General features: G+C 74.3%; 2 protein-coding genes. Both read right to left on the reverse strand.

Annotation, left to right across the window (positions count from 1 at the left end; translation table 11 throughout):
- On the reverse strand, positions 1 to 2046 hold a 2046-nt coding region (locus GTW67_RS18505), incomplete at its 3' end, for a condensation domain-containing protein (protein ID WP_161165931.1).
- On the reverse strand, positions 2043 to 4026 hold a 1984-nt coding region (locus tag GTW67_RS18510; protein ID WP_161165932.1), incomplete at its 5' end, for a phosphopantetheine-binding protein. The genes GTW67_RS18505 and GTW67_RS18510, both read right to left, overlap by 4 nt.

Consider the following 4026-nt stretch of genomic DNA (forward strand, 5'->3'; position numbering starts at 1 on the left):
TGAGCCCGAGGTGTGCATGACGTAGGCGAGGTCGTCGGGCGCGACGCGGGGGCCTTCGGCGATCTCGGCGAGCGGGACGGGCGTCAGCCCCGCCACGGTCACCGCCCGCACGCCGTCGGGGAGTTCACCGGACGCGGCGTCGGCGACGACGGCGAACCCGGCGCCGCTGTCGGTGAGGATGCGGTCGCGTCGGATCCTGGGCTGGCCGGAGTCGACCGGGACGTACACGCCGCCCGCGAGCAGCACGCCGAGCACCGCGACGGCCTGGTCCCGGCACTTGTCGACGAGGACGCCGACGAAGTCACCGGGTCGGCATCCCTCGGCGCGGAGCCGGGCCGCCACCGCGGCGGCTCCTCCCAGCCATTGGGCGTACGTCAGGGTCCCGGCGATGTCGATCACCGCGATCCGGTCGGGGTACGCGCGCGCACGGGCGACGAGCGGATCGTGCAGCAGGCCCTCGGGCACCGGCGCGGCGGTCGCGTTCACCTCGGCGCGCCGGGTGCGCTGGTGTGCCGGCAGTGGCTGGGGATCCACCTCGGTCCAGGGCTCGGCGCCCTCGGCCAGCCGGTGCAGCAGCGCCTCGAACGCGGCGAACATGTCGTCCACCATGCCGTCGGGGAAGGTCCCCTCGCGGATGTCCCAGTTCACGTCCAGGCCGCCGAACTGGTCGCCCACCTGGCAGTCGATCCACACCTGCGGTGTCTGGCTGATGCCGTACGACGGCCGCGGCCTCCTGCCCGCGGCCGACACCGCGTGGCCGCCGACCCCGATGCTGCCGGTGAACACCACCGGCAGCATCGCCGCCTCGCGCCCCCGTCGCCGGGCGATCTCGCGCAGGACCTCGACCCCGCTGCACAGCCGGTGGTCGAGGTCGTCGAAGAGCCGCTCGCCCAGGGCGCGGGCGCGCTCCGCGAAGCTCGTCCTCTCCTCCTGGTCGACCGCGAGCAGGCTCAGCGAGGTGAAGTCGCCCAGCAGCCGGTCCACCCCCGGGTGCAGCGGCAGGCGCTGGAGCACGGGCAGTCCGACGCAGAAGCGCGGAGTGCCGCTCCAGCGGCCGATCGTCTCCACGTACGCCGCGAGCACCGCGTTGGCCGGGGTGCTGCCCTGCTCGGCGGCGCGCATCTTGAGCGACTGCCACACCCGGGCGTCGAGCGTCGTCGTCAGCCGGCGGAAGCGCGGTGCCGTCGTCGCCGGATCATGGTCGTCGCGCAGCGGCAGTGCGGGGGGTCCGGGCAGTTCGTCGACGCGGTCCCACCAGTACGCGCGGTCGCGCGCGTACCGCTCGGTGCCGCGCAGCCGGTGCTCGGCGGACACGTAGTCCCGGTAGGTGGCGTCGATCCCGGGCAGGGCGCAGTCCGGCTGCTGGTAGCGGCGGTCCAGCTCGGTGAGCACCTGCTGGATGCTGAGCCAGTCCAGCGCCATGAAGTCCACCGACAGGTGCAGGACGCTCCGGTCGGCGGCCAGGGTCAGACGCAGCTCGTACATGGGGCGTTCGCCCGTGGGGTGCACGGCGTGCGACAGCTCGTCGCGCACCCCGGCGAAGGCCTCGGCGACCTCGTCGTCGGAGGCGTCACGCAGGTCGGCGACCGCGATACGGGTGTCCTGCAACTCGGGCAGGACGCGTTGCGTGCCGTCCTCGTGGACGACCGTCCGCAGGGCGTCATGGCGGCGCACCAGACCGTCCCAGGCGCTCTGGAGCCGGGCCGGGTCCAGGCCGGCCGGATAGTCCAGCTCCTGGTAGAGGTGGCAGGAGACACCGCCGTAGCCGAAGGCCGGGTTGCGGCCGAAGAGGTAGGCGGACTGGATGTCGGTCAGGGGGAAGGGCAGGTCGCGTTCGTCGGGCCGGTCCTGCCAGACCGGGTCCTCCTCGCGGCTGACTCCGGTGTCCGCCACGAGGGTCAGCAGTTCCGCCTTGTGGCGGCGCAGCTCCGCCAGACGCCGGTCGTCCATGACGCCCCGGGGGGCGCGGAAGCGCAGGTTCTCGCCCTCGCGCCACAGCTGGATCCCGGCGTCGCAGAACTCCTTGAGCAGGTCGTTGGCGTTCACACCGCACCCTCTTCGTATGCGTCGGCGGCACGGAGCCGGTCGATCAGTGCGCTGAGCCCCGCGACGGTCGGTGTGCGGATGACGTCGCGCATGGGCAGTTCGACGCCCCAGGCTCCGCGCACCTCGGCGACGAAGCGGGTCGCGAGCAGGCTGTCGCCGCCGAGCCGGAAGAAGTTCTCGTTGCGGCCCACCGACTCCAGTCCGACCAGCTTCGTCCACCGGTCGGCGACAAAGGTCTCGGTGTCGCCCCGCGGCGGATCGTCCACGTCACGCGGCCGGTCGACGGACTGTTCGAGGATGGTCCGCACCTGCCGCCGGTCGATCTTTCCGTTGGCGCTGAGCGGCAGCGCGGGCAGGACGGCGAAGTGGGCCGGGACCATGTGTTCCGGCAGCCGGTCGGCCGCCCAGCCGCGCAGTCCGGCGGGGTCTATCCCGGGGGCCGTCCCGGGCCGGTCCGCGCAGAGCAGGATCTCGCCGCCGGGCTCGGTGCGCAGGACCCGCACGTCGGTCAGGCCGGCGTCGGCGCAGGCCTGCCGCCACCGCTCGGCACCGTGCAGCCAGGGGGTTTCGGGGCGGCCCGCCGCGAACCTCCCCGCCCGTGCCTCCAACGGCAGGGCGGTGACGAGCGCGAGCGGCGTCGGGTGTGCGCGCTCCAGGAGGTGGAGGCGGCCGCCCGGGGCGAGCAGCAGGGCCAGGGTGGCCACGGCCAGGTCCGGGTCCGGCATGCGGTGCAGGACGTTGTTCGCCACGACGGCGTCGTAGGTGTGGAGGTGCTGTACGGCGACGGCGCCGGGGCTCTGCCAGGCGGTGCGGGTGCGGTGCCCCTGCTCCTCCAGCAGCTTCCGGGTCCCGGCGAGCGCCGGTTTCGAGGAGCCGAGCAGCGTGTAGTCGACCGGGGCGGAGCCGAGTGCGGCGAGCAGGCGCGCGGTGCCGCGGCCCTGGGCCACGTCCCACTCCGCGACGCGCGGGGCCGCCACGTCGCCGCCGCGTGCCCGCAGGTCCTCGGCGACGGCCCGGAGGCAGTCGGCCGTCGCCGGCATCAGATCGCCGAGCGCCTCCGGGGCCAGTACCGGGTCGTCCAGCAGCGCGGTGGCGTCGGCGTCGCCGGAGAGGATGGCCGACAGGAGCGGTCCGGCCCAGCGCAGCGCGGCGGCGACGGTCTCGAAGACGGTCCCGGCGGCGGCCTCGTGGGCCGCCGCGATCCCCTCCGGGCTGGTGACCTCGTCCCAGCGGGCGCCGGGCCGGTGCGTACCGTCGGCGGCGCGGACGAGTACATCGCGCTCGGTGAGATAGGCGCACCAGATGTCCACGACCGGGCGTTGTTCGGCGCAGACCGCCGGGCGGCCGCCGTCGCCGTCGGATCCGGTCAGCGGTGCGACGACCTGCGCCAACAGCGCTTCCACCAGGCGGTGTTCGAGCCGGTGCGGGTCGCTCTCGCCGGTGGCCGCGGGCGGCAGGAACGGGTTCCGGGTACGGTCGGGTTCCGCGTGGACCCGGTCCGGTGCGGACGAGCGCTCGACCACGGCGGCGACGAGTTCCCCGCGCCCTTCGGCGACCGGAACGGCCACGGCCTGGGCGACCTCGGGGTGCTCCTGGAGGCAGGACTCGATCTCGCCCAGTTCGACCCGGAAGCCGTTGATCTTCACCTGGTGGTCGAGGCGTCCGAGGAACTCCAGGTTGCCGTCGGGCCAGTAGCGGCCGAGGTCACCGGTGCGGTACCAGCGCTCGCCCCCGTGTTCGGGGAAGCGTGCCGCGGTCAGCTCGGGGTCGCCCCGGTAGCCGAGCGCGACCCCCGCGCCGCCGATCCACAGCTCGCCGGGCACCCAGTCGGGGCAGTCCCGGCCCCGCCCGTCCACCACCCGGAACTTCTGGTTCCGCAGCGGTTTCCCGTACGGGATCGAGCGCCAGCCCGCCGGGACCCCGGTGACCTCGTACGCGTTGGACCAGATCGCGGCCTCGGTCGCGCCGCCGAGCGAGACA

It is taken from the genome of Streptomyces sp. SID5910, assembly GCF_009862125.1.
Lineage (GTDB): Bacteria > Actinomycetota > Actinomycetes > Streptomycetales > Streptomycetaceae > Streptomyces.